Raw genomic sequence first — 25,570 nt, forward strand, 5'->3', positions numbered from 1 at the left:
CGTGGGGCGGGGTGAGAGTGGTGTACGCCCACCCCGCCCTACTCACACCGCCAGCGCCGACCGGACCGAGTGCTCGGCGTCCGCGCCGCCCTCGCCCGACGACGTGACCCGGCCCGACTCCAGCACGTAGTAGCGTTCGGCCGCGCGCAGGGCGAAGCCGACGTGCTGCTCGACGAGGAGCACGGACAGGCCGCCCCGCTCGGTGAGCGCGAGGATCGTCTGCTCGATCTCGGCTACCACCGACGGCTGGATGCCCTCGGTGGGCTCGTCCAGCAGCAGAAGCGTGGGCGACGTGATCAGCGCGCGGGCGATCGCGAGCTGCTGGCGCTGGCCGCCGGAGAGCAGCCCGGCCCGCCGGCCCAGCAGCGCCCGCAGCGCCGGGAACAGGTCCAGGGCGGAGTCGATGGCCGCCCGCCCGTCCGGCCGGGAGTCCGCGATGAGCCGCAGGTTCTCCAGTGTGGTCAGGTGCGGGAAGCACTGCTGCCCCTGCGGCACGTATGCCATGCCGCGGGCCACCCGCTCGTGCGGCGCCAGCCGGGTGATGTCCTCCCCGGCGAGGCGCACCGCCCCGGTACGCGGCTTGAGCAGGCCGATCGCGACCCGCAGCAAGGTGCTCTTGCCGGCGCCGTTGTGGCCCATCACCGCGGCCACCCCGTTCGCCGGCACCGACAGCGAGACGCCGTGCAGGACCAGGCTGCGGCCGTACCCGGCCTGGACACCATCGATCTCGAGCATCACGCGGCTCCTAGGTAGACCTGCTGGACGGCAGGGTCGGCCTGAACCTCGGCCACGGAGCCCTCGCTGAGCACCTTGCCGGCGTGCAGGACCGTCACCGTGCGGGCGAAGCTGCGCATGAAGTCCATGTCGTGCTCGATGACCACGACCGTGCGGTCGGCGCTGACCACGCCGAGTAGCGCGCCGGTGGCGTCCCGCTCTTCGTGGCTCATGCCGGCGACCGGCTCGTCGAGCAGCAGCAACTTGACGTCCTGCACGAGCAGCATGCCGATCTCCAGCCACTGCTTCTGCCCGTGCGCGAGCGTGCCCGCCAGCTTGTCCCGCTGGTCGGCGAGGCCGATCGTCTCCAGCGCCTCGGCCACCGCGGCGGGCACCGACCGGCGCCGCCGCAGCATGGTCCACGGTCCCCGCCCGGCCCCGGCGGCGATGTCCAGGTTCTGCAGCACGGTCAGCTCCTCGAAGACCGTGGCCGTCTGGAACGTCCGCCCGATGCCCAGCCGCGCGATCTGGTGCACCGGCTTGCCCAGCAGCGCCTGCTCGCCGAAGCGCACCGAGCCGCTCGCCTTCACCAGCCCGGTGACGGCGTCGACCAGCGTCGTCTTGCCGGCGCCGTTCGGCCCGATCAGGAAGCGGATGTCGCCGGGCGCCACGTCCAGCGACACCCCGTCCACGGCGGCGAACCCGTCGAAGGTCACCCGCAGGTCCCGGATGGACAACCCACTCATGCTGTTCCTCCTGATTCGCTCGCTCCCGCGGCGCTAAAGGCGACGCCTTCCCTCGTCGCTACGCTCCTCAGTCCAGACGCCGCCGCGCCAGCTCGCTCGCTCATGCCGGCACCTCCTGCGCCACAACCGGCGCCGGCGACACCGGCGCGGGGTCCGGCGGCCGCGAGCGCCTTCGGCGTACCAGGCCCACGACCGACGCCAGGCCGCCCGGAAGGAACGCCACGACCAGCACGAAGAGCAGCCCTTGCAGGTACGTCCACGCGGCCGGGAACTCCTCGGAAAGGGTGGTCTTGGCCCACGCCACGGCGACCGCGCCGAGCACCGGGCCGAGCAGGGCCGCCCGCCCGCCGACCGCGACCCCGATGACGAACTCGATCGACGGCACGATCCCGATCAGCGCCGGGTTGATGATGCCCACCGCGGGCACGAAGAGCGCCCCGGCCAGCCCGGCCATGCCGGCGGCCGAGACGTACGCGACGAGCTTGACGTTGGCCGGGTTGTAGCCGAGGAACCGGACCCGCTCCTCGCTGTCCCGCACGGCGACGAGCAGCTCGCCGTACCGGGACTGGATGAGCTGGCGGGCCAGGGCCATCAGCAGGAGCAGGCACCCCGCCACGATGAAGTAGACCATCCGCTGGTTGACCGGGTCGTCCAGGTCGTACCCGAAAAAGCCCTGGAAGTCGGTGAGGCCGTTGGTGCCGCCGGTGGTGCCCTGCTGGCCGATCAGGAAGATCGCCAGCGCCGCCGCGAGGGCCTGGCTCAGGATCGCGAAGTACGCGCCGCGCACCCGCCGCCGGAAGACCAGCGACCCGAGCAGGAACGCCACCAGCATCGGCAGCAGCACGGTGGCCGGCAGCGCGAAGTACGGGTTGGCGAACGGCTTCCACCACCATGGCAGCGCGTCGAGCTGGCCGTACAGCTGCATGAAGTCGGGCATCGCACCGGGACCCGCGTCCGCGAGCTTCATGTGCATGGCCATCGCGTAGCCGCCGAGGCCGAAGAACACGCCCTGGCCGAGGGTCAGCAGCCCGCCGCGCCCCCAGGCTAGGCCGATGCCGATGGCCACCATCGCCAGGCAGAGGTACTTGGCCAGCAGGCTGAGCCGGAAGTCGGACAGCCCCACCGGCGCGACCGCGAACAGGACGACCGCGCCGGCCGCGAAGCCGGCGCCCGCGCGCCACGACCACGCCTTCATGCCAGGCTCCTCGTCCGGAGGGTGAACAGCCCCTGTGGCCGCCACTGGAGGAAGGCCACGATCGCGACGAAGACGAGCACCTTCGCGACGCTGACCGTGGTGGAGTACTCGATGAGGGACTGCAGCGTGCCGAGCGCGAACGCGACGATCACGCTGCCCTTGAGGTGCCCGATGCCGCCGGCCACGACGACCAGGAACGCGTCGACGATGATGTTGGTGCCCATGGTCGGCCCGATCGGCCCGAGCAGGGTCAGCGCGACGCCGGCCACGCCGGCCAGCCCCGAGCCGATGAAGAACGTGAGCCGGTCGACCCGCCCGGTGGGGATGCCGGAGACGGCGGCGAGGTCGCGGTTCTGCACGACGGCGCGGATCCGCCGGCCGAGCGAGGTGAAGCGCAGGACCAGGGTCAGCGCGATCACCGCGAGGACGGCCAGCGCCAGGATGAAGAGCCGGTTGTTGGCCAGCGCCAGTTCGTCGGTGATCTTGATGTTGCCGGTCAACGCGTCCGGAGCGCGGGTCTGCACGTTCGGCGCCCCGAAGATGTCCCGGGCCAGCTGCTGCAGGATCAGCGACACGCCCCAGGTGACCAGCAGCGTGTCCAGCGGCCGGGTGTACAGCCGCCGGATGAGCAGAAACTCCAGAAGTACGCCCATCGCGCCGGCCACGCCGAACGCCACCGGCAGAGCGACCAGCAGCGAGAGGCCGGCGGCGGTGATGACGTCCTGCAGGACGTACACGGTGTAGGCCCCGGCCATGATGAACTCGCCGTGGGCCATGTTGATCACACCCATCTGGCCGAAGGTCAGGGCCAGGCCGAGCGCGATGAGCAGCAGCACGGCGCCGATGCTGACGCCGGTGAAGAGTTGGCTGACGATGACCGTCATGGGTGCCCTTCCGTAGATCTTGCAAGGAAGGGCCCCTTCCTATGCAAAAAGCGATAACAAGGGGCCCTTCCTTGCATCTGTCAGCTCAGGCCCGCGGCCCAGGGGTACGCCTTGAGGTAGGGATCGGGCTTGACCGGGGAGCCGGAGTTCCAGACCTCGGTGATCAGGCCGTCGCTGCCGACCTTGCCGATGCGCGCGGTCTTGTAGATGTGCTGCGTGGCGCCGTCGATGGTGACCTTGCCCTCGGGCGCGTCGAAGGTGACCCCGTCCGAGGCCGCCTTCACCTTCTCCACGTCGAACGAGCCGGCCTTCTCGACCATCGCCTTCCACAGGTAGACCGAGACGTACGCGGCCTCCATCGGGTCGCTGGTCGGCTTGTCCTGCCCGTACTTGGCCTTGTACGCCTTGACGAACGCCTCGTTCGCGGCGCCCGGCGTGGTCTGGTAGTAGTTCCACGCGGTGAGCTGGCCGTCCAGGTACTGGGTGCCGATGCTCTTGACCTCCTCCTCGGCGATCGACACCGAGACCACCGGCATGCCGGTGGCGGTCAGGCCCGCGGACTTGTACTCCTTGAAGAACGCGACGTTGCTGTCGCCGTTGAGGGTATTGAACACGGCCGACGCCTTGGACGCCTTGACCTTGTTGACGATCGTGCCGAACTCGACCGACCCGAGCGGCGCGTAGTCCTCCCGAGCACGGTCATCCCGTTGGCGGCGGCGTACGCCTTAATGATCTTATTCGCGGTACGCGGGAACACGTAGTCGCTGCCCACGAGGTAGACGGACGTCTTTCCCTGCGCCTTGAGGTAGTCCAGACCCGGCACGATCTGCTGGTTGGTCGTCGCGCCGGTGTAGAAGATGTACGGCGACTGCTCCAGCCCCTCGTACTGCACGGGGTAGAACAGCAGCGACTTGTTCTCCTCGAAGACCGGCTTGACGGCCTTGCGGCTCGCCGAGGTCCAGCAGCCGAAGACCGCGGCGACCTTGTCCTCCTTGATGAGCTTCTCGGCCTTCTCGGCGAACGTCGGCCAGTCCGAGGCGCCGTCCTCGCTGATCGGCTCGAGCTTCTTGCCGAGCACGCCGCCGGACGCGTTGATCTCCTCGATGGCCAGCTTGATCGAGTCGCGGACGGTCACCTCGCTGATGGCCATCGTGCCGGACAGCGAGTTGAGCAGGCCCACCTTGACGGTGTCGCCGGACGTGTCGGCGACCGCGCCGCTTGAAGATTCGTTCTCGCCGGTCTTGCTCCCACACGCCGACAGCACCAATGCCGCGGCGAGCGGGAGGAGGGCGCCTTTCCAGCGCCCACGAATATCGAACATCGGAACCTCCGCACCAGGGGATTCGGCGGGGTCAGCGTCTGTGAGAATCGTTGCGAATGCATTTCCCGGCCCTTAAGAGGCTGTTTCCGAAACAGCACTTTGCCGGGCATAAAAAAAGGCCGGCACAATCGTGCCAGCACATTACCGAATGGGCGTTACTTCCCACAGGAAGTATCTCGGCGCGGGCTTCCGGCTGTCAAGAGGTCAATTCAGCGACGACGTTGAAATCCAGCGCGTCCGCCTGCGCCAGATAGATCCGCTGCCGCAGGTGCCGGTCGCGCAGCCACAGCCGGCCGCGCGGCCCCTCGTACGACACCGACTCGGCGCTCGCCCCGATCGCGCGAACGTCCAGCGACCGCGCCTGGCCGATGAGCGCCGCGAGCAGGCGTACCCCTCGTAGCAGGACTCCCCCAGGCTGCCCAGCGGCGGCGCCTCGACGCCGAAGCGGTGGGCGTACCGGCCGTGGAAGTCGAGGTTTTCCTGGGTGACCAGGCCGGCGAAGAACCCGGCCGTGCTGTAGAGCCCACCGGTGGCCCTGGCCCCGCTGGCGAGCAGCATGTTCTCGTCCATCAGCGTGCTCAACCGCAGGCAGCGCGCGTCCAGCCCGGCCCGCGCGAAGGCCCGGTTGAACCGGACCGCGTCGCTGCCCACCAGCAGCATCACCACGGCGTCCGCCCCGGACTGCTCGATCCGGCGCAGCACCGCGCGGTAGTCGTGCGTGCCCAGCGCCAGGTACGCCTCGCCGCACACCCGGCCACCGCACTCGACCGCGTACCGCTGCGCCTTCCGGGCGGTGTGCCGCGGCCACACGTAGTCGTTGCCCACCACGTACCACCGGCGGATCCGCCGCTCGCGGGCCAGCAGCCGCATCGCGGGCAGGAGCTGATCGGCCGGCGTCTCGCTGGTCATGAAGACGCCCTCGGTGCGCTCGCCACCCTCGTACAGCGCGGTGTAGACGTACGGGACCAGGTGGGCGACGCGCGGCGCCACCGCCTGCCGCACCGACGAGATGTGCCAGCCGGTGACCCCGTCGACCGCACCCATCGTGACCAGCGCCTCGACCTCCGCGGCCACCCGCTCCGGACGCGCTCCGCCGTCAACCGGCACCAGCCGCAGCTCCCGGCCGAGCACGCCACCGGCCGCGTTGATCTCCTCAACGGCCAGCCGCGCGCACAGCTCGCAGGTCGGGCCGAACATCCCGGCCGGTCCCTGCATCGGGTAGACCAGCGCGATGTTCACCACCGCACGGTCGACAGTCGACATGGCGTCATGATTCCGGGGACCCCGGGCTAACTCCAGGCTCTGCCGCTACCTGCGGCCGATCTGTAGCATGGGCCGATGGCACCGCCGCCGGGGGACCTGTCGCTGTTGCTGACCCGCGCCGAGCGGCTGATGGCCCGCCGGGTCAGGACCGTCCTCGACGAGCTGGGCCACTCACCGGACGCGTGGCGGGTGCTGAGCACCCTGTCCGACGGCGCCGGCCACACCATGACCGAGCTCGCCGACCGCGCCTTCCTGCCCCGGCGACCCTGACCAAGCTGGTCGACCACCTCGTCGACGACAACCTGGTCTACCGGCGGATCGACCCGATCGACCGGCGCCGGATCCGCGCGTACCTCACGGCCCGCGGCCGCGCCACGCACGACCGCATCGACAGCGCCGTCCGGGCCGCATGGTCAGATTTGGGTACGTCGGACGACGCACTCCTCGCGGCGCTGCTGACCCGTCTGGTGGACGCGCTATCCGGCGCCGCTCACCTGCGGGTGTAGGTCCTGCGCCGGGGGCGTCCACGCGTCCGGCGCCGCCTCGACCTGCTCGCCCGAGCGGATGTCCTTGACCGTGTCGGCCGCGCCGTCCACGCCGGGGAACCAGACGTACGGGATGCCACGCCGCTCCGCGAACCGGATCTGCTTGCCGTACTTGGCCGCGGTCGGCGACACCTCGGTGGCGATGCCGCGCCGGCGCAGGGCCGTGGCGGCGCGGTCGCAGTCGGCGCGCAGCTCCTCGCTCGGCAGCGCGACCAGCACGGACGTCGGCACCGACCGGCTCGTGGTGAGGGCACCCGCGCCGAAGAGCAGCCCGAGCAGCCGGGACACCCCGATGGAGATCCCCACGCCCGGGAAGCGGTCGGCGCCGGAGGAGGCGAGGTTGTCGTACCGGCCGCCGGAGCAGATCGAGCCGAAGCGCTCGTACCCCCGCAGTTGGGTCTCGTAGACGGTGCCGGTGTAGTAGTCGAGCCCGCGGGCGATCTTCAGGTCGGCGACACACAGGCCGGGCGTGTGCGCGGCGGCCGCCTCCATCACGCGTACCAGCTCAGCCAGGCCCTCGTCGAGCAGTGGGTCCTCGACGCCCAGCGCGCGCACGGCGTCGGCGAACGAGGCGTCCGGCGCGGAGATCTCCGCGAGGCGCAGGCATGCCTTGGCCTGCGCGTCGCTCGCGCCCGCGGTCTCCGCCAGCAGCGCGGCCACCTTGTCCGGACCGATCTTGTCGAGCTTGTCGACGGCCCGCAGCGCCGCCTCCGGGTCGGCCAGGCCCAGGCCCCGGTAGTACCCCTCGAAGATCTTCCGGTTGTTGACCTGGATCCTGATGGGAGGAATCGGCAGGGAGCCGAGGGCGTCGCCGATGATCAGCGGGATCTCGGCCTCGTAGTGGGGCGGCAGCGTGTCCCGGTCGACGATGTCGATGTCGGCCTGCAGGAACTCCCGGTAGCGGCCCTCCTGCGGCCGCTCACCGCGCCACACCTTCTGGATCTGGTAGCGCCGGAACGGGAACGTCAGCTTGCCGGCGTTTTCAAGGACAAACCGGGCGAACGGCACGGTCAGGTCGAAGTGCAGGCCCAGCGCGTCGTCCGGCTCGTCCGCGGCCGCCTGGAGCCGGCGCAGGACGTACACCTCTTTGGAGGTCTCGCCCTTGCGCAGCAACTGGTCGAGCGGCTCGACGGCGCGCGTCTCCAGCGGCGCGAAGCCGTAGAGCTCGAAGGTGGACCGGATGCGGTCCACGACGTACTGCTCGATCATCCGCTGCGGCGGCAGCCACTCGGGAAAACCGGAGATCGGCGTGGGCTTGCTCATGAACGGGTTCCCGCCTCGGCGACTTGGAGAAGGTACGGGTTGGTGGCGCGCTCGCGACCGATGGTGGTGGCGGGCCCGTGGCCGGGCAGCACCACCGTCTCGTCATCGAGGGTAAGCACCTTGTCGCGCAGGCTCACCACCATTTCCGCCATGCTGCCGCCGGGCAGGTCGACGCGGCCGATCGAGCCGGCGAAGAGCACGTCACCGGACAGGCAGAGCGGCGCCTCGTCGCCGGGCACGCGAAGCAGCACCGAGCCGCGGGTGTGGCCCGGCGCGTGGTCGACGGTGATCTCCAGCCCGGCGAGGCCGATCGTGGCGCCGTCGATCAGCGGGGCCACGTCGTCCGGCTCGCTCCACTCCAGCCCGCCCAGCAGCACCTTCGGGTCGATCGAGTTGATCGCCTTGGTCGGGTCGGCGAGCAGCTCCCGGTCGTCCGGGTGGATGTACGCGGTCACGCCGCGCGCGCCGCACACCGGCGTCACGGAGAACGTGTGGTCGAGGTGACCGTGCGTCAACAGCACCGCGACCGGATGCAGCCGGTGCTCGGCGATGAGCGCGTCGAGCCGGTCGATCACCCCGATACCGGGATCGACCACCACACACTGCTCCCCTGGTCCTGTTGCGACCACGTAACAGTTCGTGCCGAACGCATTCGCGGGGAAGCCCTTCACCAACACGTCCCCAGCCTATCGGTGTTGACACTTGTCGACCTCGCACACCACCTTCCCAGGCACTACCCGTACACTCTGGCGGGCGTGTGGCGTGCACAACATAGGGAGGGGTAGGTCGGGTGGCCACCAGCAAGACTCGGCAGCGCAAGCTGGCCCGGGAACGGTACGACCGGCAGATGGCCCGACGCGCGGCCGCCACCCGGCGCAAACGGCGCATCCAGGCCGGCATCGGCTCCGCCGTCGCCCTCCTGCTGATCGTGTTCGGCACGGTTTGGCTGCTCGGCGGCTTCGACTCCGAGCCGACCTCCGAGGCCGCCGACACGTGCTCCTGGACCAAGCAGGACACCACCACCAACACCAACCTCAAGGACGTCGGCACGCCGCCCACGAAGGACCTGACCACCACCGGCACGCGGACGATGACGATCACCACCAACCAGGGCGCCCCGATCACGGTGGACCTCGACCTGGCCAGCGCGCCGTGCGCCGGCGCCAGCTTCGCGTACCTGGCGGGCAACGGCTTCTTCGACAACACCAAGTGCCACGAGATCACCGCCGAGGGCGCGCTCCGCTGCGGCGACCCCAGCGGTACGGGCCAGGGCGGGCCGACGTACGCCTTCTACAACGAGAACGTCCCGTCCGTCCCGACCCCGTCGCCCTCGGCCACCCCGGACCCGGCCCAGCCGGCCGTGTACCCGAAGGGCACCGTGGCGTTGATCGGCAACCCGCCGGGCAGCAACGGCAGCCAGTTCCTGATCTTCTTCAAGGACTACACGCCGACCGACGCACCGGCGTACCCGATCGTCGGGCATGTGAACACGGGCATCGACGTGGTCGAAAAGATCGGCAAGATCAAGACGGTGGAAAACGACGCCGGCCAGAAGGTGAAGCCCGAGCAGGACGTGACCATCCAGAGCCTGACCGTCGGCGAGGCGCCAGCCGCCTCCCCGACCGCGGCCACGCCCGACGCGACACCGTCCGCGACCGCGTCGTCCACTCCGGCTGCGACGCCCAGCCAGTCCTGAGAAGCTTTAGGTAGGAGCACCACACCCCAGGAGGAAAGAGAGTGACGTCCACAAAGGAGCGGCAGCGCGCCGCGGCGCGGGCCCGCCTCGAAAAGGAGATGGCCCAGCGCTCCGCCGCGGCCAAGAAGCGTCGCCAGTGGCAGGCGAGCATCGGCGCAGGGGTGGCGCTGCTCATCGTCGCGGTCGGCGTGGTGTGGATCGTCGCCGCGGCCGGTGACGACGACTCGGACACCCCGGCCGCCGAGGCGTCCAACGCGACCGCGCCCCTGTGCATCTGGAACGAGGTGCCCAAAGACCAGCGGACGGCCACCACCAAGGACGTGGGCGTGCCGCCGACCACCGCCCCGCCCAACACCGGCACCAAGACGATGGCCGTGACGACCAACTTCGGCGTCGTCAACGTCAACCTCGACCTGGCCAAGTCGCCGTGCGCCGCGGAGAGCTTCAGCTTCCTGGCGAGCAAGAAGTTCTTCGACGGCACCAAGTGCCACCGGATGTTCCCGGGCATGCTGCAGTGCGGCGACCCGAGCGCCAAGGGCAAGGGCTACCGGGAAAGCGACGGCACCGGCGGCCCGACCTACCGGTACGCCAACGAGTACCTGCCGGCGAACGAGCGGCCCGCGTACCCGGCCGGGGTCGTCGCGCTCGCCAACAGCGGTCCCGACTCCAACGGCAGCCAGTTCTTCTTCATCTACCAGGACGTCGAGCTCCAGCCCGACTACACCATCATCGGCAAGGTCGACCAGGCCGGCCTCGACGTCATCAAGAAGGCCACCGAGAAGGGCCACGACGGCGCCTTCGACCCCCAACCCGGCGGCGGCCACCCCAAGAACGACATCAACATCAACACCCTAACCGTCAGCTAGGACGGCCTGGCCTCAGGCCAGCTCAGCTCGGCTCGGCTCGACTCAGCTCGGTGATCATGAACTTGTCCCCCGCGATACGGCGTGTCGCGGGGACAACTTCATGATCAGCCGGTTTGGCGGGGCGGGGTTGGGCCCAGTGGGGGTCCCCTACTGGGGAGTAGCGAGCACGCCAGCCGCAACTCGCAACTGCCCGCGCCCACGCGCCCCGCGCCCACGCCAAGCCGGCCCGGCAGGCGACACCCCGCCGGCCCGCCCCACCACCCGCCGGCCTATCCGGCGCCGGGCCCACCCGGCGCCGCGTCGATCAAGGGATTCCGCGTCGATCAAGGGCAAACGGTCGTGGATCGGAGATCAAACCACGGCCATTCGCCCTTGATCGACGGCATTAGCGGGCGGCACTAGCGGGCGGCACGAGAGGGGGCTAGGCGCCGGAGGTTACGCGGTAGGCGTCGAAGACGCCGTCTACCTTGCGTACGGCGGCCAGCAGGTGACCAAGGTGCTTCGGGTCGGCCATCTCGAACGAGAAGCGGCTCACCGCCACCCGGTCGCGCGTCGTGGTGACCGTCGCCGAGAGGATGTTGACCCGCTCGTCGGACAGCACCCGGGTCACGTCTGCCAGCAGCTTGTGCCGGTCCAGCGCCTCCACCTGGATCGCCACCAGGAACGTCGACGCCGACGTCGGCTTCCAGGTCACCTCGACGATGCGGTCGGGCTGTGCCTGGAGGTCTTCGGCGTTGGCGCAGTCGTCGCGGTGCACGCTGATCCCGCCGGAACGGGTCACGAACCCGAACACCGCGTCACCCGGCACCGGCGTACAGCAGCGGGCCAGCTTGATCCAGACGTCGCTGACGCCCCGGACGACCACGCCCGGGTCGTGGGCCGCCTGACGCGCCCGCGGGGCCGGGTGGCGACCGCGGTCTCGGCGATGTCCTCGACCGCGCCCTCTTCGCCGCCGTACCCGGCGACCAGACGCTGGACCACCGACTGGGCGGACACCTGCGACTCGCCGACCGCCGCGTACAGCGAGGCGACGTCGGCCAGGTGCAGGTCGCGGGCGATCGCCATGAGCGCTTCGGTGGTGAGCATCCGGGTCAGCGGGAGGCCCTGCCGGCGCATCGCCTTGACGATCGACTCCTTGCCGGCCTCGATCGCCTCCTCGCGGCGCTCCTTGTTGAAGTACTGCCGGATCTTGGTGCGCGCCCGGGGCTCTTGACGAAGCCGAGCCAGTCCTGCGACGGGCCGGCCGTCTCGGACTTCGACGTGAAGATCTCGATCACGTCGCCGTTGGACAGCGTCGACTCCAGCGGCACGAGCTTGCCGTTGACCCGGGCGCCGATGCACTTGTGCCCGACCTCGGTGTGTACGGCGTACGCGAAGTCGACCGGGGTGGAGCCCGTCGGCAGCGGGATGACGTCGCCCTTGGGGGTGAAGACGTACACCTCTTGGCTGGACAGGTCGAAGCGCAGCGCGTCCAGGAACTCGCTGGGGTCGCTGGCCTCACGCTGCCAGTCCAGCAGCTGCCGCAGCCACGTCATCTCGTCGATGTGGGCCGGCGGCCCGACGATCGTGGCGCCCTTTTGCTCCTTGTACTTCCAGTGCGCCGCGATGCCGAACTCGGCCGTCCGGTGCATGCTCACCGTGCGGATCTGCATCTCCACCGGCTTGCCGGTCGGGCCGATCACGGTGGTGTGCAGCGACTGGTACATGTTGAACTTCGGCATCGCGATGTAGTCCTTGAACCGGCCCGGCACGGGCTGCCAGTTCGCGTGGATCACACCGAGTGCCGCGTAGCAGTCCCGGACCGTGTCGACCAGGATCCGCACGCCGATCAGGTCGTAGATGTCGTTGAAGTCCCGGCCCCGCACGATCATCTTCTGGTAGATCGAGTACAGGTGCTTGGGCCGCCCGGTCACCTCGGCCTTGATCTTCGCGGCCTTGAGGTCCATCTGGACCTTCTGCGTCACCTGGCGCAGCAGCGTGTCGCGCTGCGGCTGGTGCTCGCCGATCAGCCGGTTGATCTCCTCGAACCGCTTGGGGAACAGCGTGCCGAACGCGAGGTCTTCCAGCTCCCACTTGATCGTGTTCATACCCAGGCGGTGGGCCAGCGGGGCCAGGATCTCCAGGGTCTCCTTGGCCTTCTGCTCCTGCTTGGGCCGGGGCAGGAAGGTCAGGGTGCGCATGTTGTGCAGCCGGTCGGCCAGCTTGATGACCAGCACCCGCGGGTCCTTGGCCATCGCGACGACCATCTTGCGGATGGTCTCCGCCTTGGCGGCGTCGCCCAGCTTGACCCGGTCGAGCTTGGTCACGCCGTCGACCAGCAGCGCGACCTCACCACCGAAGTCGGTACGCATCTCGTCGAGGCCGTAGTCGGTGTCCTCGATCGTGTCGTGCAGCAGCGCGGCCACCAGCGTGGTGGTGTCCATGCCCAGGTTGGCCAGGATCGTCGCCACCGCGAGCGGGTGCGTGATGTACGGGTCGCCGGACTTGCGGTACTGCCCGGAGTGCCAGCGCGCGGCCACGTCGAAGGCGCGCTGCAGCAGCCGCGCGTCCGCCTTGGGGTGGCAGGCGCGGTGGGTGGCGATCAGCGGCTCCAGGACCTCGCTGACCTGCGGGGTCTGCCAGGGCGCGTTGAAGCGGGCCAGCCTGGCCCGCACCCGGCGCCCGGTGGGCGCGCCGGCCAGCCCGAAGCCCGTCGCCGGCTCGGCCGACTCCTCACCAGGCTCCAGGTACGGTACGACCGCGGCGTCCGTACCAGTTTCAGAGGCGGCGGCAACGACCTTCTCCTGGTCGGGCTGCGCCTCGCCAGTCGGGTGCACGCTGCCCTCCGCCGGACGGGCCACGTCCTGAGACACCGGCCTCCTCACACTTCGCCGGGAATGAACCGACCGTATCCGGCCGGCACCACCCTCCGCTACCCGGGCCTCGCCGTTCCTGGCTGGTCGCGGACCGCAATCGTACCCGTCCGGCCTGCTCGACGGCCCTTTCGGGCCATCTTTAGACCGTCAACACCGCGTGTACGTCGCGCGGCGCGAGCCTCTGCCTCCCCGGCAGGAACGACAGCTCCAGCAACACCGTGAACCCGGCGATCCTTCCCCCGGCCCGCTCCACGAGATCGAGGGTGGTGGCCGCGGTACCCCGGTGGCCAGCACGTCGTCGACCACCAGCACCCGCTGGCCGGGCGTGAACGCGTCCCGGTGCAGTTCGAGGGCGGCCTCGCCGTACTCCAGGGCGTAGGAGGCGGCGTACGTCTCCCGGGGCAGCTTGCCGGCCTTGCGCACCGGCACCACCCCGATACCGGTGGCGTACGCGATCGCGGCGGCGATAACGAACCCGCGTGCCTCGATGCCGGCCACGACGTCGAACGAGTCCGCCCCGTGGTGCTCGACGATCCCGTCGATCACCTGCCGGAACGCCGGGCCGTCCGCGAACAGCGGGGTGAGGTCCTTGAACAGGATCCCCGCCTTCGGGAAGTCCGGGACGTCGACGATCCGGCTCGCGACGAGCTCGGCCAGGTCAGCCACGCCCTAGTGCCGCTTGCCGCGGCTGGGCCGGTTGCCCGGACGACCGCTCCGGTTGGCGGCCGGACGCTTGGCGGTCGGCCGTGCGCCCACCTTCGGGGCGGCGCCGGCCAGCGCGGCCACCTCCGCCTCGGAGCGCTCGGCCGGCTGCTTCGGCGACCGCGGCGCCTTCGGGGTGACGTCCCCGCGGGCGATGGCGGCGCGCCGGGCCAGCACCCGCTGGGAGTGCGCCTGGTACTTCGGCTCGTACCCCTTCAGCGTCGCCAGCACCGGCGTCGCGAAGAAGATCGACGAGTACACGGCGATGCCCATGCCGACGAAGAGCACCAGGCCCAGGTCGCGCAGCGTACCGGCGCCGAGCAGGAAGGCGCCGATGAAGAGCAGTCCGCCGACCGGCAACAGGGCGACCAGGCCGGTGTTGATCGAACGCATCAGCGTCTGATTGACCGCCAGGTTGGCCGCTTCCGTGTACGTCTGGGTGCTGCTCGCCGTGATGCCGCGGGTGTTCTCCTGCACCTTGTCGAACACGACCACGACGTCGTACAGGGCGAAACCGAGAATCGTGAGGAAGCCGATGACCGTCGACGGGGTGATCTCGAAGCCCACCAGCGAGTACACGCCCGCGGTGATGATCAGATCCAGGAAGAGCGACGACACGGCGGCGACCGCCATCCGCCACTCGAAGCGGACGACCAGGTAGAGCATCACGACCGCGATGAAGATGATCAGGCCGAGCAGCGCCCGGTCGGTGACCTGGCGGCCCCAGGACCCGCTGACCGCGCTGTTGCTGATCTCGTCGGCCGGGATCCCGAACGCCTCGACCAGGTCGGCCTTGACCGCCGCGGCCTGCTCGGGCGTCAACTCCGAGGTGCGGATCAGGTAGGTGCCGTCGCCGCCGCCGACCTGCTGCGCGGACGCCACCCCCAACTCCTCGCCGTCCGGGTTGGGCGCCTCGTCCAGCGCCTTCGCGACGGTGTCTTCGGCGTGCTGCAGCGTGCCGACCGAGGCCGGCACCTGGAACTCGTTGCCACCGGCGAAGTCGATGCCCAGTGTGAAGCCGCGCCAGAGGAAGCTGCTCAGCGCGATGACCACCGCGACGGCGGCCACCGTGAACCAGATCTTGCGGCGGCCGATGATGTTGAGGTCGGCCTGGCCCTTGTAGAGCCGGGTAGCGAGACCGCTCATGTGGTCACGCCTCCTTCACGCGCGGGGTGCGGGGCTTGGCCGGCTCGGTGTCGGTGTCCTTCTCCAGGACCCGGCCGAGCCCACTGACCCGCGGCGACAGGAACGCGCGGGTACGGGCGAACATCGTCATGATCGGATGCCGGAACAGGAACACCACGACCAGGTCGAGGATGGTGGCGAGGCCGAGGGCGAACGCGAAGCCCTTCACCGTGCCGACCGACACGATGTAGAGCACCACGGCCGCCATGATCGTGATCGCGTTGGCCGAGATGATCGTGCGGCGGGCCCGTACCCACGCCCGTGGCACGGCGCTGCGCGCACTGCGGCCCTCGCGTATCTCGTCCTTGAGCCGCTCGAAGTAGATGACGAACGAGTCGGCGGCCACACCCAGCGAGACGATGAACCCGGAGATGCCGGCCAGGTTGAGGGTGTAGCCGATCTGCCGGCCCAGCACGATCAGCGCGCCGAACACCAGCAGGCCGGACAGGATCAGGCTGAGGAAGATCACCGTGCCGAGCAGGCGGTAGTAGAAGAACGCGTAGACGATGACCAGCAGCATGCCGATGCCGGCGGCCAGCAGACCCGCCTGCAGGTACTCGGTGCCCAGCGTCGCGGAGACGTTCTCGACCGCGGACTGGGTGAACGTCAGCGGCAGCGCGCCGTAGCGCAGCTTGCTGGCCAGCTCGTTGGCCGTCTTGGAGGTGAAGTTGCCGGTGATCTGGGAGTCGCCGGTCAGCACGCCCTGGATCTCCGGAGACGAGATGATCTCGTTGTCCAGCACCACCGCGACCCGGCACTTGCCCTGGTCGCCGAGGGCCGACGCGTCACACGCCCCGCCCTCGTTGTTGAACGCCTCGCGGGTCAGCGCGGTCCACTTCTCCTGCCCGCTGCCGGTGAAGTCGAGCGAGACGACCCAGCCGCCGCCCTGCTGGTCGAGCACGCCGCTCGCGTCGCTGACGTCGGTGCCCTCCACCTTGGCCACGTCGAGCAGCATCTTCTCCGGGCCCTCGCAGGCCACCGCCTGCTTGGAGATGTCCCGGATCGAGCCGGGCTGGCGCAGGTTGAGCTGCGCGCAGCCGATCGTCGGCACGTTGAACTGCATGGCCGGATCGAGGGAGTCGACCTCGGCGGGGGACAGCTTGCCGAACGCCTCAAGCGTCGTGAGCGCCGTCGGGTCGGTGCTCAGGTCCGGCGGGGCCTGCAGCGCGCTGGCCGCGGCCCAGGCCGCGGCGCCGACCTTCTTCTGCACCTCGGCGCGGATCTGCTCCCGGGTCAGGGTGGTGCCCGGCGCGACCGGGGTCGCGCTGGCCGACGGGCTCGGGCTCGCCGACGCGGAGCCGCTGGGCGTCGGGGTGGGCGTCGCCGCCACGCCACCGCCCTGGCCGCCGGGGCTCGCCGACGCGCTGGGGCTCACCGCGGCGCTGCCGCTCGCCGTCGCCGACGGCGTCGGCGTGGCACTGCCGGACGCGCTGGGCGTCGGGGTCGCCGCGACCGCCCCCGAGCTGTCCGCCGTGACCTTCAGGACCTTACGGAACCGCAGCTCCGCGGCCTGCCCCAGGTTGGCCAGCGCGTCGTCGCTCTTGCCGGCCAGCGAGACGACGATGTTCCTGTCGCCTTCGGTGACCACCTCGGCCTCGGACACGCCGTACGCGTTGGCCCGGCTCTCGATGATCTGCCGCGCCTCTTCGAGCTGGTCGGCCTGGGGCGCCTGGCCCCCCGTGGTCGTCGCCGTGTACGTCACCCGGCTGCCGCCGATGAGGTCCAGGCCGAGCTTGGGCTCCAGCCGATTCTTGAGGCTTCCGTCGCCGCCCAGGAAGACGATCAGGTAGAGGATGACGAAGATGAGGCCGAGCACGGCGAGCTGCCGCCCGGGGCGCATCTGTCCCTGAGGTGGTGCCACGGCTGTCGGGTCTCCTGTGCGGTCGGCCGCAGGGTACGTGCGGCGGGGTCGTGCGCCGGCGGGTGCCGGCAGCGGGCAGGGGTACCGGCGAAGTGGGCGCCGCCGGGGTGAAGCTAGTCCTTGACGTCCGCCTCGTCTGCGGCCTTCTCCACGGGTACGGCGACCGGCTCCGCCTTGGTGACCACGCGGGCGATCGCCGGGCGGGCGTAGCGGGTGTGCACGCCGGGGGCGACCTCAAGGGTGACCGTCTCGTTCTCGACGCTCACGACGGTGCCGTAGAGCCCGCCGATGGTGACAACCTCGGCGCCCGGACCAATCGTGTTCTGCATCTGCTCGGCCTCGCGGCGCCGCTTCTGCTGGGGCCGGATCATCATGAAGTACATGACGCCGAAGAGCAGGACGATCATAAGAATCGGCATGAAGCTGCCGGCGCCGCCGGAGCTCGCTGCAAGAAACACGGTAAGTGACCTTCCATTTGACCTGCGTTGCGGTACGGAGGCACCGGAGCGCAGGCGTAACCTCACGTCCTGTGCGGACCGCGGCGAGTCTAGTCGCTGTGACTGAGAACGCCTATACAGGGCTGCCTATGGCTCCTGGCTGAACAGGTCCGACGCCCCCGCAGTACCGCTATTGAACGTACCATTTGGGGGATTTCTTCCGAGATGACGCCATGCCGCCTCGGTGGCGACGCGTCCCCGCGGCGTGCGGGCCAGCAGCCCGGCGCGCACCAGGAACGGCTCGCACACCTCTTCCACGGTGTCCGGCTGCTCCCCCACCGCGACCGCGAGCGTGGACAGCCCGACCGGCCCGCCGCGGAACGAGTCGACCAGCGCCGTCAGCACCGCCCGGTCGAGCCGGTCGAGGCCGAGATCGTCCACGTCGTACACCTGAAGGGCCGCGCGGGCCGTCTCCAGATTGACCACACCGTCCGCGCGGACCTCGGCGAAGTCGCGCACCCGGCGCAGCAGGCGGTTGGCGATGCGCGGCGTTCCGCGCGAGCGCCCGGCGATCTCCGTCGCGCCCTCGTCGGTGATCGGTACGCCCAGGATGCGCGCCGAGCGGTGCAGCAGCGCCCGCAGGTCGGCCGCCGAGTAAAAGTCCAGGTGGGCGACGAACCCGAACCGGTCGCGCATCGGGCCGGTCAGCAGCCCGGACCGGGTGGTGGCGCCCACCAGCGTGAACGGCTCGACGTCGAGTGGAATCGCGGTCGCGCCCGGCCCCTTGCCCACGATGACGTCGACCCGGAAGTCCTCCATCGCGCTGTAGAGCAGCTCCTCGGCCGGCTTGGCGATCCGGTGGATCTCGTCGATGAAGAGCACGTCGCCCTCGGCCAGGCTGGTGACGATCGCGGCCAGGTCGCCGGAGCGCTCGATCGCCGGCCCGCTGGTCACCCGGATCCCCGACCCCAGCTCCGCCGCCACAATATTGGCGAGCGTCGTTTTACCTAGGCCAGGCGGCCCCGAGAGGAGGATGTGGTCGGGTGGGGAGCCGCGGCCCATCGCACCGCGCAGGAGCAGGTCGAGCTGGTCGCGTACGCGGTGCTGGGCGATGAAGTCGGCCAGCCGTCGCGGGCGGACGCTGGCCTCCGCGTCGAGTTCGGCCTCGGTCGCGTACGCGGAGATCAGGCGCTCTTCACTGCTCATCGGGTCTTTCCTAGCAGGCGGATGGCCTGCTTGAGCAATACGGGCACGGGCGGCACCGTGCCGTCGACGGTCTCCGCGACCGCGGCGACCGCCTGGTCGGCCTGCGCCGCCGACCAGCCCAGCCCGACCAGGCCCTGCCGCACCTGCTCGTGCCAGGCGCCCACGAGCACGCCGGCGCTGGTGTCGGTGCCGACGGCCACCGGGCCGATCCGGTCGCGCAGTTCCAAGACCAGGCGCTCGGCGCCCTTCTTGCCGATCCCGGGCACGCGGGTGAGCGTCGCCGTGTCCGCGGTGGCGATCGCCCGCCGTACCGTGTCGGGCGAGTGCACGGCCAGGACCGCCTGCGCGAGCCGCGGCCCGACGCCGCTCGCGGTCTGCAGCAGCTCGAAGAGCTGCTTCTCGTCGTCGTCGGCGAAACCGTAGAGGGTGAGCGAGTCCTCCCGCACGATCAGGCTGGTGGCGAGCCGCGCCTGCTCGCCCAGCCGCAGCCCGGCGAGCGTGCCGGGCGCGCAGTGCACGGAGAGCCCGACACCGCCGACCTCGATCACCGCGCCGTCCGGCGACACCGACGCGACCAGCCCTCGTACGCTCGCGATCATCGTGCTCCTCCCCTGGTCTTCGCCACCGCGGCGGCCAGCTTGGACTGGGTGCCACCGCGCCAGATGTGACAGATCGCCAGCGCGAGGGCGTCGGCCGCGTCCGCCGGGCGGGGCGGGGCGTCCAGCCGCAGCAGCCGGGTCACCATCGACGTGACCTGCGCCTTGTCGGCCTGGCCCGAGCCGGTGATGGCCGCCTTGACCTCGCTCGGCGTGTACGTGCTGACGGGCAGTCCGGCGCGCGCCCCGGCCAGGACCGCGACGGCGCTGGCCTGCGCGGTGCCCATGACGGTCCGCACGTTGTGCTGGCTGAAGACCCGCTCGACGGCGACGCTGCGCGGCTGGTGCTCGGCGACCAGGTCGGTGAGGGTGCGGTCCAGGTGGAGCAGGCGCAGCGACAGGTCGTCGGCGGGGTCGGTGTGGATCACGTAGTACGCGACCAGGGTGCACGGCCGGCCCGGGACGCCCTCGACGACGCCGACCCCGCACCGGGTCAGCCCCGGGTCGACGCCCAGCACCCGCACGCCGCCCCCTCCCATACGTATGTTCGACACCCTACTGGGTCGGGGCTGGCGGCCGGCATGCCGACACGCTCAGGCCGCAATGCCCGCCAGGATGGCGTCGACCACGCGTTCGGGGAGCTTGCCCTCGTCCAGGTCGGGGTGCCACTTGAGCAGCTTCTGCATGAGCACCGGCCCGGTGAGCAGCGCCATGGTCAGCTCGATGTCGATGTCGTCCCGGAGCTCGCCGGTGCGTACGCCGCGCCGGAGCACCTCCCGCATGATCTCTCGCCGGGGCTGAACCAGCTCCTGGTAGAGGGCGTACTGCTGCGGGCTGCGGTGCACCTCGGGGATCAGGCACGGCATGATCTTCGTGGCGCGCGGGTCGGTGTTGCGGCCGATGCCGCTGACCAGCAGGACCAGGTCGTCGCGGACCGACGCCCCGGACGGGACGGGCGGCTGGCCCTTCAGCGTCCGGAGCGCGTCGGCCAGCAGGGCGCCCTTGCCGGACCAGCGGCGGTAGATCGTCGCCTTGCCGACGCCGGCCTTGGCCGCGATGGCTTCGATCGACAGCGACTCGACGGTGCTGCCGGTGGAGAGGAGGTCGAGCACCGCCTCGATGATCGCCTCATCGGCGCGGGTGCTCCGCGGTCGACCGGGCGACCGCGGAGCACTCTCGACAGAGGCACTGTCTACGGCGGAACTCATGGGATGCGATCCTAAGAGACTTCTGCCAATTCGGGCGCGGTGGCTGGTGTTGGCTCCACCTGGTGCGCTGCCGCCTTACCCGGCATCCACTTCAGCACCATCAGCACGCCGAACGCCGTGACGAGCGTGCCGATCCCGGCGGTCCAGTGCATCGCCGTGACGAACGCGTTGTTCGCCGCGTCGATCACGCCACCCCCAGCCGGGCCGAGCCGGTCGGCCACCCCGTACGCGCCGGAGATCGACTCCTCGACCGCGTCGCGGGCCGGTGCGGGTAGCGTCGCGGCGGCGGAGTCGACCTCCCCCGATAGACGCTGGCCAGCACCGAGCCGAGCACCGCCACGCCGAGGGCGCCACCGACCTGGCGGACGGTGTTGGCGACCGCCGAACCGACGCCCGCCTTCTCCCGGGGCAGCGACGACATGATGGACTCCATCGCCGGCGGCATGAGGTTGGCCATCCCGACGCCCTGGATGAAGAACAGTGCCAGGATCACCCAGACCGGGGTGTCCACGCCGAGGAAGATGAAGCCGCTCATGCCGACCGCGGTGAGCACCAGCCCGACCGTGGAGACGGCCTTCCCGCCGTACTTCTTGACCATGGCGGCGCTGCGCGGCGCGAACGCCATCTGCGCCACCGCGAACGGCAGCAGCAGCAGGCCGGTCTCCAGCGGGCTGTACCCGCGTACAAGCTGCAGGTAGAAGGCGCTGAAGAAGAACACGCCCAGGGCGGCGAAGAAGACCAGCCCGATCAGCGCCACCGGAGCCGCGAACCGCGGCACCTTGAACAGGCGCACGTCCAGGGACGGGAATTCGACGCGCCGCTCGTACGCGATGAAGGCACCGAGGACCGCGAGGCCGCCGACGATGCTCGCCCAGACGACCGGCCGGCCGAAGCCGTGCTCGCCGCCGTCGATGATGCCGTACGACAGGGCGACCAGGCCGACGACGGACAGCAGGACGCCGATGACGTCGATGCGGCCGGGCTTCGGGTCACGCGACTCGGGCACCAGCATGGTCACCAGGACGAGGCCGGCCGCCACCACGGGCACGTTGATCAGGAAGACCGATCCCCACCAGAAGTTCTCCAGCAGCAGGCCGCCCAGGATCGGGCCGATCGCGATGGCGATGCCCACCGAGCCGGACCAGATGGCGATCGCCTTGCCGCGCTCGCGCGGGTCGAAGACGTTGGAGATGATCGACAGGGTGACCGGCATGATGGCCGCGCCACCGACGCCCATCAGCGCCCGGGCCCAGATCAGCTGGTCCGCGCTCTGGGCGTACGCGGACAGCAGCGACGCCAGCCCGAAGAGGGCCAGGCCGATCGTCAGGAAGCGCTTGCGCCCGTAGCGGTCGCCCAGCACGCCGGCGGTGAAGAGCAGGCCGGCGAAGACCAGCGTGTACGAGTTGATGGACCATTCCAGCTCGCCCTGGCTGGCGCCCAGGCCGTGCACCGGGTCGGCGAGCGTACGCAGCGCCACGTTGAGCACGGTGTTGTCGAGGACGACGACGAGCAGGCTGACGACGAGCACGCCCAGGATGATCCAGCGCCTGGGGTGTCCGGTGTTTTCTTGTGGTTGCACTCCGCGTGCTCCCCCGATACGGAACTGTCTCGTATTACATCAGCGAACGCTACGCCGGCCCGGAGCGATACGGAACCGTCTCGTATTCAAAAGTGAGGGCCGTCACACGAGCGCTTCTAGGGCCATATCCACGTCCGCCTCCGTCGAGTACAGATGGAACGAGGCCCGGACCCGCCCGGCCCGCACCGCCGCCCGTACCCCGGCCGCGGCGAGCTTCGCCGCGGCGTCCGGCACGTCGACCGTGACGATCGCGCTGTCCCGCGGCGGCTGGCCCAGCCCGGCCAGGAAGCGGTTCGCCAGCCCCACATTGTGCGCCCGGATGGCCGGCACGCCGACGCTTTCCAGCAACTCCATCGCCGGCGCCACGCCCACATAGCTGAACCACGCCGGCGAGATGTCGAACCGCCGCGCGTCGGACGCGAGCCGCAGCGGCGGGCCGTAGTAGGACGCGTGCATGTCCTCCCCCGCGTACCAGCCGGCCGCCGACGGGATCATCCGCTCGCGCAACGCCGGCGCCAGGTAGGCAAAGGCCACGCCGCGCGGCGCCATCAGCCACTTGTACGCCGCCACCACCACCGCGTCCGCCCGGCTCCCGTCGAACGGCAGCCACCCGCACCCCTGCGTCGCGTCGACCACCACCAGGGCGCCGTGCGCGCGGGCCGCGTCCACCACGTCGTCGTACCGGGCCACCGCCCCGTCCGCCGACTGCACCAGGGAGAACGCCACCAGGTCCGTCCCCGCGTCCACCGCCTCGGCGAGCCGGTCCGCGGGCACGGTGCGCACGCTCACGCCGGGCCGCACCAGCCACGGGAAGAGGTTCGAGGTGAACTCGACGTCCGGCACCAGCACCCGGGCGCCGTCCGCCAGGGCGGAGGCGACGGGCGCGAGCAACTGGGACACCGCCGCGCCCACGGCCACGTCGGTGGTGGGCACGGCCACGAGCCGCGCGAAAGCGCCGCGGGCCAACCCGGTCGACGCGTCCCAGCCTTCCCATGAGGTACGCCCAGCGCGCCACTCGGCGAGCGCGGACTGGAGCGCGTCCCACGCGGGGCGAGGGGGCAGCCCGTAGCTCGCCGTGTTGAGCCAGCCCGGCTCCGGATTCCACAGTTCCCGCGCCTCGACAAGATCCATACACCCAGGCTAGACAATTGCAAGGAAGGGCCCCTGTTAGCGCTTTTTGCATAACAGGGGCCCTTCCTAACGCGCAGACTAGACATCCACGGTTGTCGAACTTATTCTGGGCGCTACCGCGGTGTTTCATCCCATAGATGTCGAAATGCTCGTCGAAGCGCTTCGATCCCTGCTTTCGACATTCTCAGCTAAGGAGAGACCATGTTCAGAGCAGCGCGGCTCGCGATCCCCGCTCTCCTGCTCGCGGTCGTCGTCGGCGCCACGGCCGCACCCGCCCAGGCCGCCGTCTGGAGCTCGACCGACCGCTGGGGCACCTGGAACAACGGCGGCTACACGCTCTACAACAACATCTGGGGCAGCGGCTACGGCCCGCAGACCATCTGGGCCAACTCGTACAGCAACTGGGGCGTCTGGGCCAACCACCCCAACACCGGCGGGATCAAGTCGTACCCGAACGCCACCCGTGCGGTGAACCGCCGGCTCAGCTCGCTCGGCAGCGCCAGCAGCAGCTTCAACGTGAGCGTGCCGAACGCCGGCGCCTACACCAGCGCGTACGACATCTGGGCCGACGGCCACACGTACGAGATCATGCTGTGGATGAACAAGTACGGTCCGGTCGGGCCGCTCGGCTCGTTCCAGACCAACGCCTCGGTGGGCGGGCACAGCTGGGCCGTCTACCGCGGCTCCAACGGCTCCAACCAGGTCTTCTCGTTCATCCGGAGTTCCAACACCAGTTCCGGCACGGTAGACATCCGCGCGGTGATGAACTGGATCAGGGGCCGCGGCTGGTTCGGCGACGTCACCCTGAGCACCGTCCAATTCGGCTACGAGATCACCAGCTCGAGCGGCGGCCTGGACTTCCGCACCAACTCCTTCTCCGTCTCCTACAGCTAGCCCCGGTGATCATGAAGTTATCCCCCGCGACACGCCGGTCTACGGGGGATAACTTCATGATCAACCGCTAGACCCGGACCGCGACCGCCGGGGAGACGGGGGCGGGGTCCTCGTGCTCGTCGAGCATCGTGGTCTCGTCGAAGGGGGACTCGCCGGACAGGACCGCGCGGGCCTGGTCCTTGTCGAACTCGCCGGTCCAGGTGCCGATGAGGACGGTGGCGACCGCGTTGCCGGCGAAGTTGGTCAGGGCGCGCGCCTCGGACATGAAGCGGTCGATGCCGACGATCAGGCCCACGCCGTCGACCAGTTCCGGACGGTGGCTCTGCAGCCCGCCGGCCAGCGTGGCCAGCCCGGCGCCGGTGATCCCGGCCGCGCCCTTGGAAGCGATGATCATGAAGACCAGCAGCGAGATCTGTTCGCTCACCGACAGCGGGTCGCCCATCGCCTGGGCCACGAACAGCGACGCCATCGTCAGGTAGATGGCCGTGCCGTCCAGGTTGAACGAGTACCCGGTCGGCACCGTGATGCCGACGACCGGCTTGCTGACCCCGAAGTGCTCCATCTTCGCGATCAGTCGGGGCAGCGCCGACTCGGACGACGACGTCGACAGGATCAGCAGGAACTCCCGGCCGAGGTAGCGCAGCAGCGCGAAGAGGTTGATCCCGGCGACCGTCCGCAGCAGCAGGCCGAGCACCACGAAGACGAAGATGAAGCAGGTCGCGTAGAAGCCGAACATGATCTGCGCCAGGCTCTTCAGCGCGTCCACGCCGGTGGCGCCGACGACCGCGGCCATCGCCCCGAACGCCCCGATCGGCGCCAGCCACATGATCATCGTGAGGATCTTGAAGACCAGCCGCTGGATGGTCCCGACCGCACGCAGCACGGGCTCGCCCCGCGTACCCATGGCCTGCACCGCGAACCCGACGAGCAGCGCCACCAGCAGGGTCTGCAGCACCTCGCCGGCGGTCAGCGCGGACACCAGCGACGTCGGGATGATGCCCAGCAGGAAGTCGGCCGTGCTCTCGTGGACCGCACCGCTGGCCGCCTTCTGGCCGGCCTCGGCCACCGAGGCGCCCAGGTCCAGGCCCGAGCCGGGGTGGATGAGGTTGCCGACGACCAGCCCGATGGCCAGCGCGACCGTGGACATCACGAGGAAGTAGCCGAGCGCCAGGCCGCCGACCTTGCCGACCTTGGCGGCCTGCCGTACGGAGCCGACGCCGAGCACGATCGTGCAGAAGATGACCGGACTGATCATCATCTTGATCAGGTTGACGAAGCCGGTGCCGATCGGCCGGAGCTCCTTGGCGAAGTCCGGCGCGACCAGGCCGACCAGGATGCCGGCGGCGACGGCGGCGACCACGGCGATGTAAAGGTAGTGCGTGCGGTCCCGCCTGACCCGCGGGAGGGGCTTTGGGTCTCCATG

The 25,570-nt window shown here is 70.2% G+C and carries 22 protein-coding genes and 3 pseudogenes; 4 read left to right on the forward strand and 21 right to left on the reverse strand.

Annotated elements, in window-relative coordinates; translation table 11 throughout:
• Positions 1–42 precede the first annotated feature (42 nt).
• From urtE to Prum_RS08105, 6 genes and pseudogenes are all read right to left on the reverse strand, one after another.
• Positions 43–735, reverse strand: coding sequence for an urea ABC transporter ATP-binding subunit UrtE (gene urtE, locus Prum_RS08080; protein ID WP_173075299.1), 693 nt, complete (start codon positions 733–735; stop codon positions 43–45).
• Entirely contained in the window at positions 735–1,460 is a 726-nt protein-coding gene (gene urtD / locus Prum_RS08085) for an urea ABC transporter ATP-binding protein UrtD (protein ID WP_173075301.1), read from the reverse strand. Before urtD ends, urtE begins: the two co-directional genes overlap by 1 nt.
• Positions 1,461–1,560: 100 nt before the next feature.
• On the reverse strand, positions 1,561–2,655 hold the full coding sequence (urtC, locus tag Prum_RS08090; RefSeq protein WP_173075302.1) for an urea ABC transporter permease subunit UrtC: 1,095 nt from the start codon (positions 2,653–2,655) through the stop codon (positions 1,561–1,563).
• On the reverse strand, positions 2,652–3,539 hold the full coding sequence (gene urtB, locus Prum_RS08095; protein WP_173075304.1) for an urea ABC transporter permease subunit UrtB: 888 nt from the start codon (positions 3,537–3,539) through the stop codon (positions 2,652–2,654). Before urtB ends, urtC begins: the two co-directional genes overlap by 4 nt.
• A gap of 80 nt (positions 3,540–3,619) precedes the next feature.
• Positions 3,620–4,860 (reverse strand): annotated as a pseudogene (gene urtA / locus Prum_RS54995) (urea ABC transporter substrate-binding protein).
• Between the two features lie 204 nt (positions 4,861–5,064).
• Positions 5,065–6,123 carry a substrate-binding domain-containing protein gene (locus Prum_RS08105; RefSeq protein ID WP_246277734.1) on the reverse strand — a complete coding sequence of 353 codons (1,059 nt, stop codon included), beginning with the start codon at positions 6,121–6,123 and terminating at the stop codon, positions 5,065–5,067.
• A gap of 75 nt (positions 6,124–6,198) precedes the next feature.
• Between Prum_RS08105 and Prum_RS51155 the strand changes: the two genes are divergently transcribed.
• The gene (locus tag Prum_RS51155; protein WP_246277735.1) at positions 6,199–6,393 is read left to right on the forward strand and encodes a winged helix DNA-binding protein; all 195 of its coding nucleotides are present in this window, start codon (positions 6,199–6,201) and stop codon (positions 6,391–6,393) included.
• Between the two features lie 206 nt (positions 6,394–6,599).
• Here Prum_RS51155 and hisS read toward each other — a convergent pair whose 3' ends face one another.
• Together hisS and Prum_RS08120 are read right to left on the reverse strand one after the other, a co-directional pair.
• Positions 6,600–7,931, reverse strand: a complete 1,332-nt coding sequence (hisS, locus tag Prum_RS08115) for a histidine--tRNA ligase (RefSeq protein WP_173075306.1) — start codon at positions 7,929–7,931, stop codon at positions 6,600–6,602.
• Positions 7,928–8,608 carry an MBL fold metallo-hydrolase gene (locus Prum_RS08120; RefSeq protein ID WP_173075308.1) on the reverse strand — a complete coding sequence of 227 codons (681 nt, stop codon included), beginning with the start codon at positions 8,606–8,608 and terminating at the stop codon, positions 7,928–7,930. The genes hisS and Prum_RS08120 overlap by 4 nt, the downstream gene beginning before the upstream one ends.
• 113 nt (positions 8,609–8,721) lie before the next feature.
• Between Prum_RS08120 and Prum_RS08125 the strand changes: the two genes are divergently transcribed.
• On the forward strand, positions 8,722–9,627 hold the full coding sequence (locus Prum_RS08125) for a peptidylprolyl isomerase (RefSeq protein WP_173075310.1): 906 nt from the start codon (positions 8,722–8,724) through the stop codon (positions 9,625–9,627).
• 41 nt (positions 9,628–9,668) lie between these two features.
• Positions 9,669–10,493 carry a peptidylprolyl isomerase gene (locus Prum_RS08130; RefSeq protein ID WP_173075311.1) on the forward strand — a complete coding sequence of 275 codons (825 nt, stop codon included), beginning with the start codon at positions 9,669–9,671 and terminating at the stop codon, positions 10,491–10,493.
• Positions 10,494–10,914: 421 nt separating this feature from the next.
• On the opposite strand, the pseudogene Prum_RS08135 reads toward Prum_RS08130, so the two are convergent.
• The 12 genes and pseudogenes from Prum_RS08135 to Prum_RS08185 form a co-directional block, all read right to left on the reverse strand.
• Positions 10,915–13,192 (reverse strand): annotated as a pseudogene (locus Prum_RS08135) (RelA/SpoT family protein); the annotation flags it as partial.
• A 295-nt stretch (positions 13,193–13,487) separates the two neighbouring features.
• Positions 13,488–14,014, reverse strand: a pseudogene (locus Prum_RS08140) (adenine phosphoribosyltransferase).
• A gap of 3 nt (positions 14,015–14,017) precedes the next feature.
• On the reverse strand, positions 14,018–15,196 hold the full coding sequence (secF, locus tag Prum_RS08145; RefSeq protein WP_173075313.1) for a protein translocase subunit SecF: 1,179 nt from the start codon (positions 15,194–15,196) through the stop codon (positions 14,018–14,020).
• A gap of 4 nt (positions 15,197–15,200) precedes the next feature.
• Complete coding sequence (gene secD / locus Prum_RS08150; RefSeq protein ID WP_173075315.1) at positions 15,201–17,096, reverse strand: protein translocase subunit SecD; 1,896 nt, start codon at positions 17,094–17,096, stop codon at positions 15,201–15,203.
• A gap of 113 nt (positions 17,097–17,209) precedes the next feature.
• On the reverse strand, positions 17,210–17,515 hold the full coding sequence (gene yajC / locus Prum_RS08155) for a preprotein translocase subunit YajC (RefSeq protein ID WP_218577702.1): 306 nt from the start codon (positions 17,513–17,515) through the stop codon (positions 17,210–17,212).
• Positions 17,516–17,680: 165 nt separating this feature from the next.
• On the reverse strand, positions 17,681–18,739 hold the full coding sequence (ruvB, locus tag Prum_RS08160; RefSeq protein WP_173075317.1) for a Holliday junction branch migration DNA helicase RuvB: 1,059 nt from the start codon (positions 18,737–18,739) through the stop codon (positions 17,681–17,683).
• Complete coding sequence (ruvA, locus tag Prum_RS08165) at positions 18,736–19,338, reverse strand: Holliday junction branch migration protein RuvA (protein WP_173075319.1); 603 nt, start codon at positions 19,336–19,338, stop codon at positions 18,736–18,738. Before ruvA ends, ruvB begins: the two co-directional genes overlap by 4 nt.
• Positions 19,335–19,859, reverse strand: a complete 525-nt coding sequence (gene ruvC, locus Prum_RS08170) for a crossover junction endodeoxyribonuclease RuvC (protein ID WP_173075321.1) — start codon at positions 19,857–19,859, stop codon at positions 19,335–19,337. Before ruvC ends, ruvA begins: the two co-directional genes overlap by 4 nt.
• 69 nt (positions 19,860–19,928) lie before the next feature.
• Positions 19,929–20,543 (reverse strand): TetR/AcrR family transcriptional regulator, encoded by a 615-nt coding sequence (locus Prum_RS08175; RefSeq protein WP_173075323.1) that lies wholly within the window; start codon positions 20,541–20,543, stop codon positions 19,929–19,931.
• A gap of 11 nt (positions 20,544–20,554) precedes the next feature.
• On the reverse strand, positions 20,555–20,731 hold the full coding sequence (locus tag Prum_RS55865) for a hypothetical protein (protein ID WP_503826922.1): 177 nt from the start codon (positions 20,729–20,731) through the stop codon (positions 20,555–20,557).
• Entirely contained in the window at positions 20,728–22,071 is a 1,344-nt protein-coding gene (locus tag Prum_RS08180; protein ID WP_503826923.1) for an MFS transporter, read from the reverse strand. Before Prum_RS08180 ends, Prum_RS55865 begins: the two co-directional genes overlap by 4 nt.
• A 153-nt stretch (positions 22,072–22,224) precedes the next feature.
• The gene (locus Prum_RS08185; RefSeq protein ID WP_173075325.1) at positions 22,225–23,253 is read right to left on the reverse strand and encodes an aminotransferase class V-fold PLP-dependent enzyme; all 1,029 of its coding nucleotides are present in this window, start codon (positions 23,251–23,253) and stop codon (positions 22,225–22,227) included.
• Between the two features lie 201 nt (positions 23,254–23,454).
• Here Prum_RS08185 and Prum_RS08190 point away from each other — a divergent pair, with 201 nt between their 5' ends.
• On the forward strand, positions 23,455–24,147 hold the full coding sequence (locus Prum_RS08190) for a GH12 family glycosyl hydrolase domain-containing protein (protein WP_173075327.1): 693 nt from the start codon (positions 23,455–23,457) through the stop codon (positions 24,145–24,147).
• 67 nt (positions 24,148–24,214) lie between these two features.
• On the opposite strand, the gene Prum_RS08195 is transcribed toward Prum_RS08190, so the two are convergent.
• A complete protein-coding gene (locus Prum_RS08195; RefSeq protein ID WP_246277736.1) occupies positions 24,215–25,507 on the reverse strand; it encodes a cation:dicarboxylate symporter family transporter in 1,293 nt (430 codons plus the stop codon).
• Between the last annotated feature and the right edge of the window lie 63 nt (positions 25,508–25,570).

It is taken from the genome of Phytohabitans rumicis (genome assembly GCF_011764445.1).
Lineage (GTDB): Bacteria > Actinomycetota > Actinomycetes > Mycobacteriales > Micromonosporaceae > Phytohabitans > Phytohabitans rumicis.

What these genes read in the sequence shown, in the direction of transcription:
- urtE (WP_173075299.1), bottom strand. Translation starts at nt 735, where the DNA reads ATGCTCGAGATCGATGGTGTCCAGGCCGGGTACGGCCGCAGCCTGGTC.
- urtD (WP_173075301.1), bottom strand. Translation starts at nt 1,460, where the DNA reads ATGAGTGGGTTGTCCATCCGGGACCTGCGGGTGACCTTCGACGGGTTC.
- urtC (WP_173075302.1), bottom strand. Translation starts at nt 2,655, where the DNA reads ATGAAGGCGTGGTCGTGGCGCGCGGGCGCCGGCTTCGCGGCCGGCGCG.
- urtB (WP_173075304.1), bottom strand. Translation starts at nt 3,539, where the DNA reads ATGACGGTCATCGTCAGCCAACTCTTCACCGGCGTCAGCATCGGCGCC.
- Prum_RS08105 (WP_246277734.1), bottom strand. Translation starts at nt 6,123, where the DNA reads ATGTCGACTGTCGACCGTGCGGTGGTGAACATCGCGCTGGTCTACCCG.
- Prum_RS51155 (WP_246277735.1), top strand. Translation starts at nt 6,199, where the DNA reads ATGGCACCGCCGCCGGGGGACCTGTCGCTGTTGCTGACCCGCGCCGAG.
- hisS (WP_173075306.1), bottom strand. Translation starts at nt 7,931, where the DNA reads ATGAGCAAGCCCACGCCGATCTCCGGTTTTCCCGAGTGGCTGCCGCCG.
- secF (WP_173075313.1), bottom strand. Translation starts at nt 15,196, where the DNA reads ATGAGCGGTCTCGCTACCCGGCTCTACAAGGGCCAGGCCGACCTCAAC.
- yajC (WP_218577702.1), bottom strand. Translation starts at nt 17,515, where the DNA reads ATGCCGATTCTTATGATCGTCCTGCTCTTCGGCGTCATGTACTTCATG.
- ruvB (WP_173075317.1), bottom strand. Translation starts at nt 18,739, where the DNA reads ATGAGCAGTGAAGAGCGCCTGATCTCCGCGTACGCGACCGAGGCCGAA.
- ruvA (WP_173075319.1), bottom strand. Translation starts at nt 19,338, where the DNA reads ATGATCGCGAGCGTACGAGGGCTGGTCGCGTCGGTGTCGCCGGACGGC.
- Prum_RS08175 (WP_173075323.1), bottom strand. Translation starts at nt 20,543, where the DNA reads ATGAGTTCCGCCGTAGACAGTGCCTCTGTCGAGAGTGCTCCGCGGTCG.
- Prum_RS08185 (WP_173075325.1), bottom strand. Translation starts at nt 23,253, where the DNA reads ATGGATCTTGTCGAGGCGCGGGAACTGTGGAATCCGGAGCCGGGCTGG.
- Prum_RS08190 (WP_173075327.1), top strand. Translation starts at nt 23,455, where the DNA reads ATGTTCAGAGCAGCGCGGCTCGCGATCCCCGCTCTCCTGCTCGCGGTC.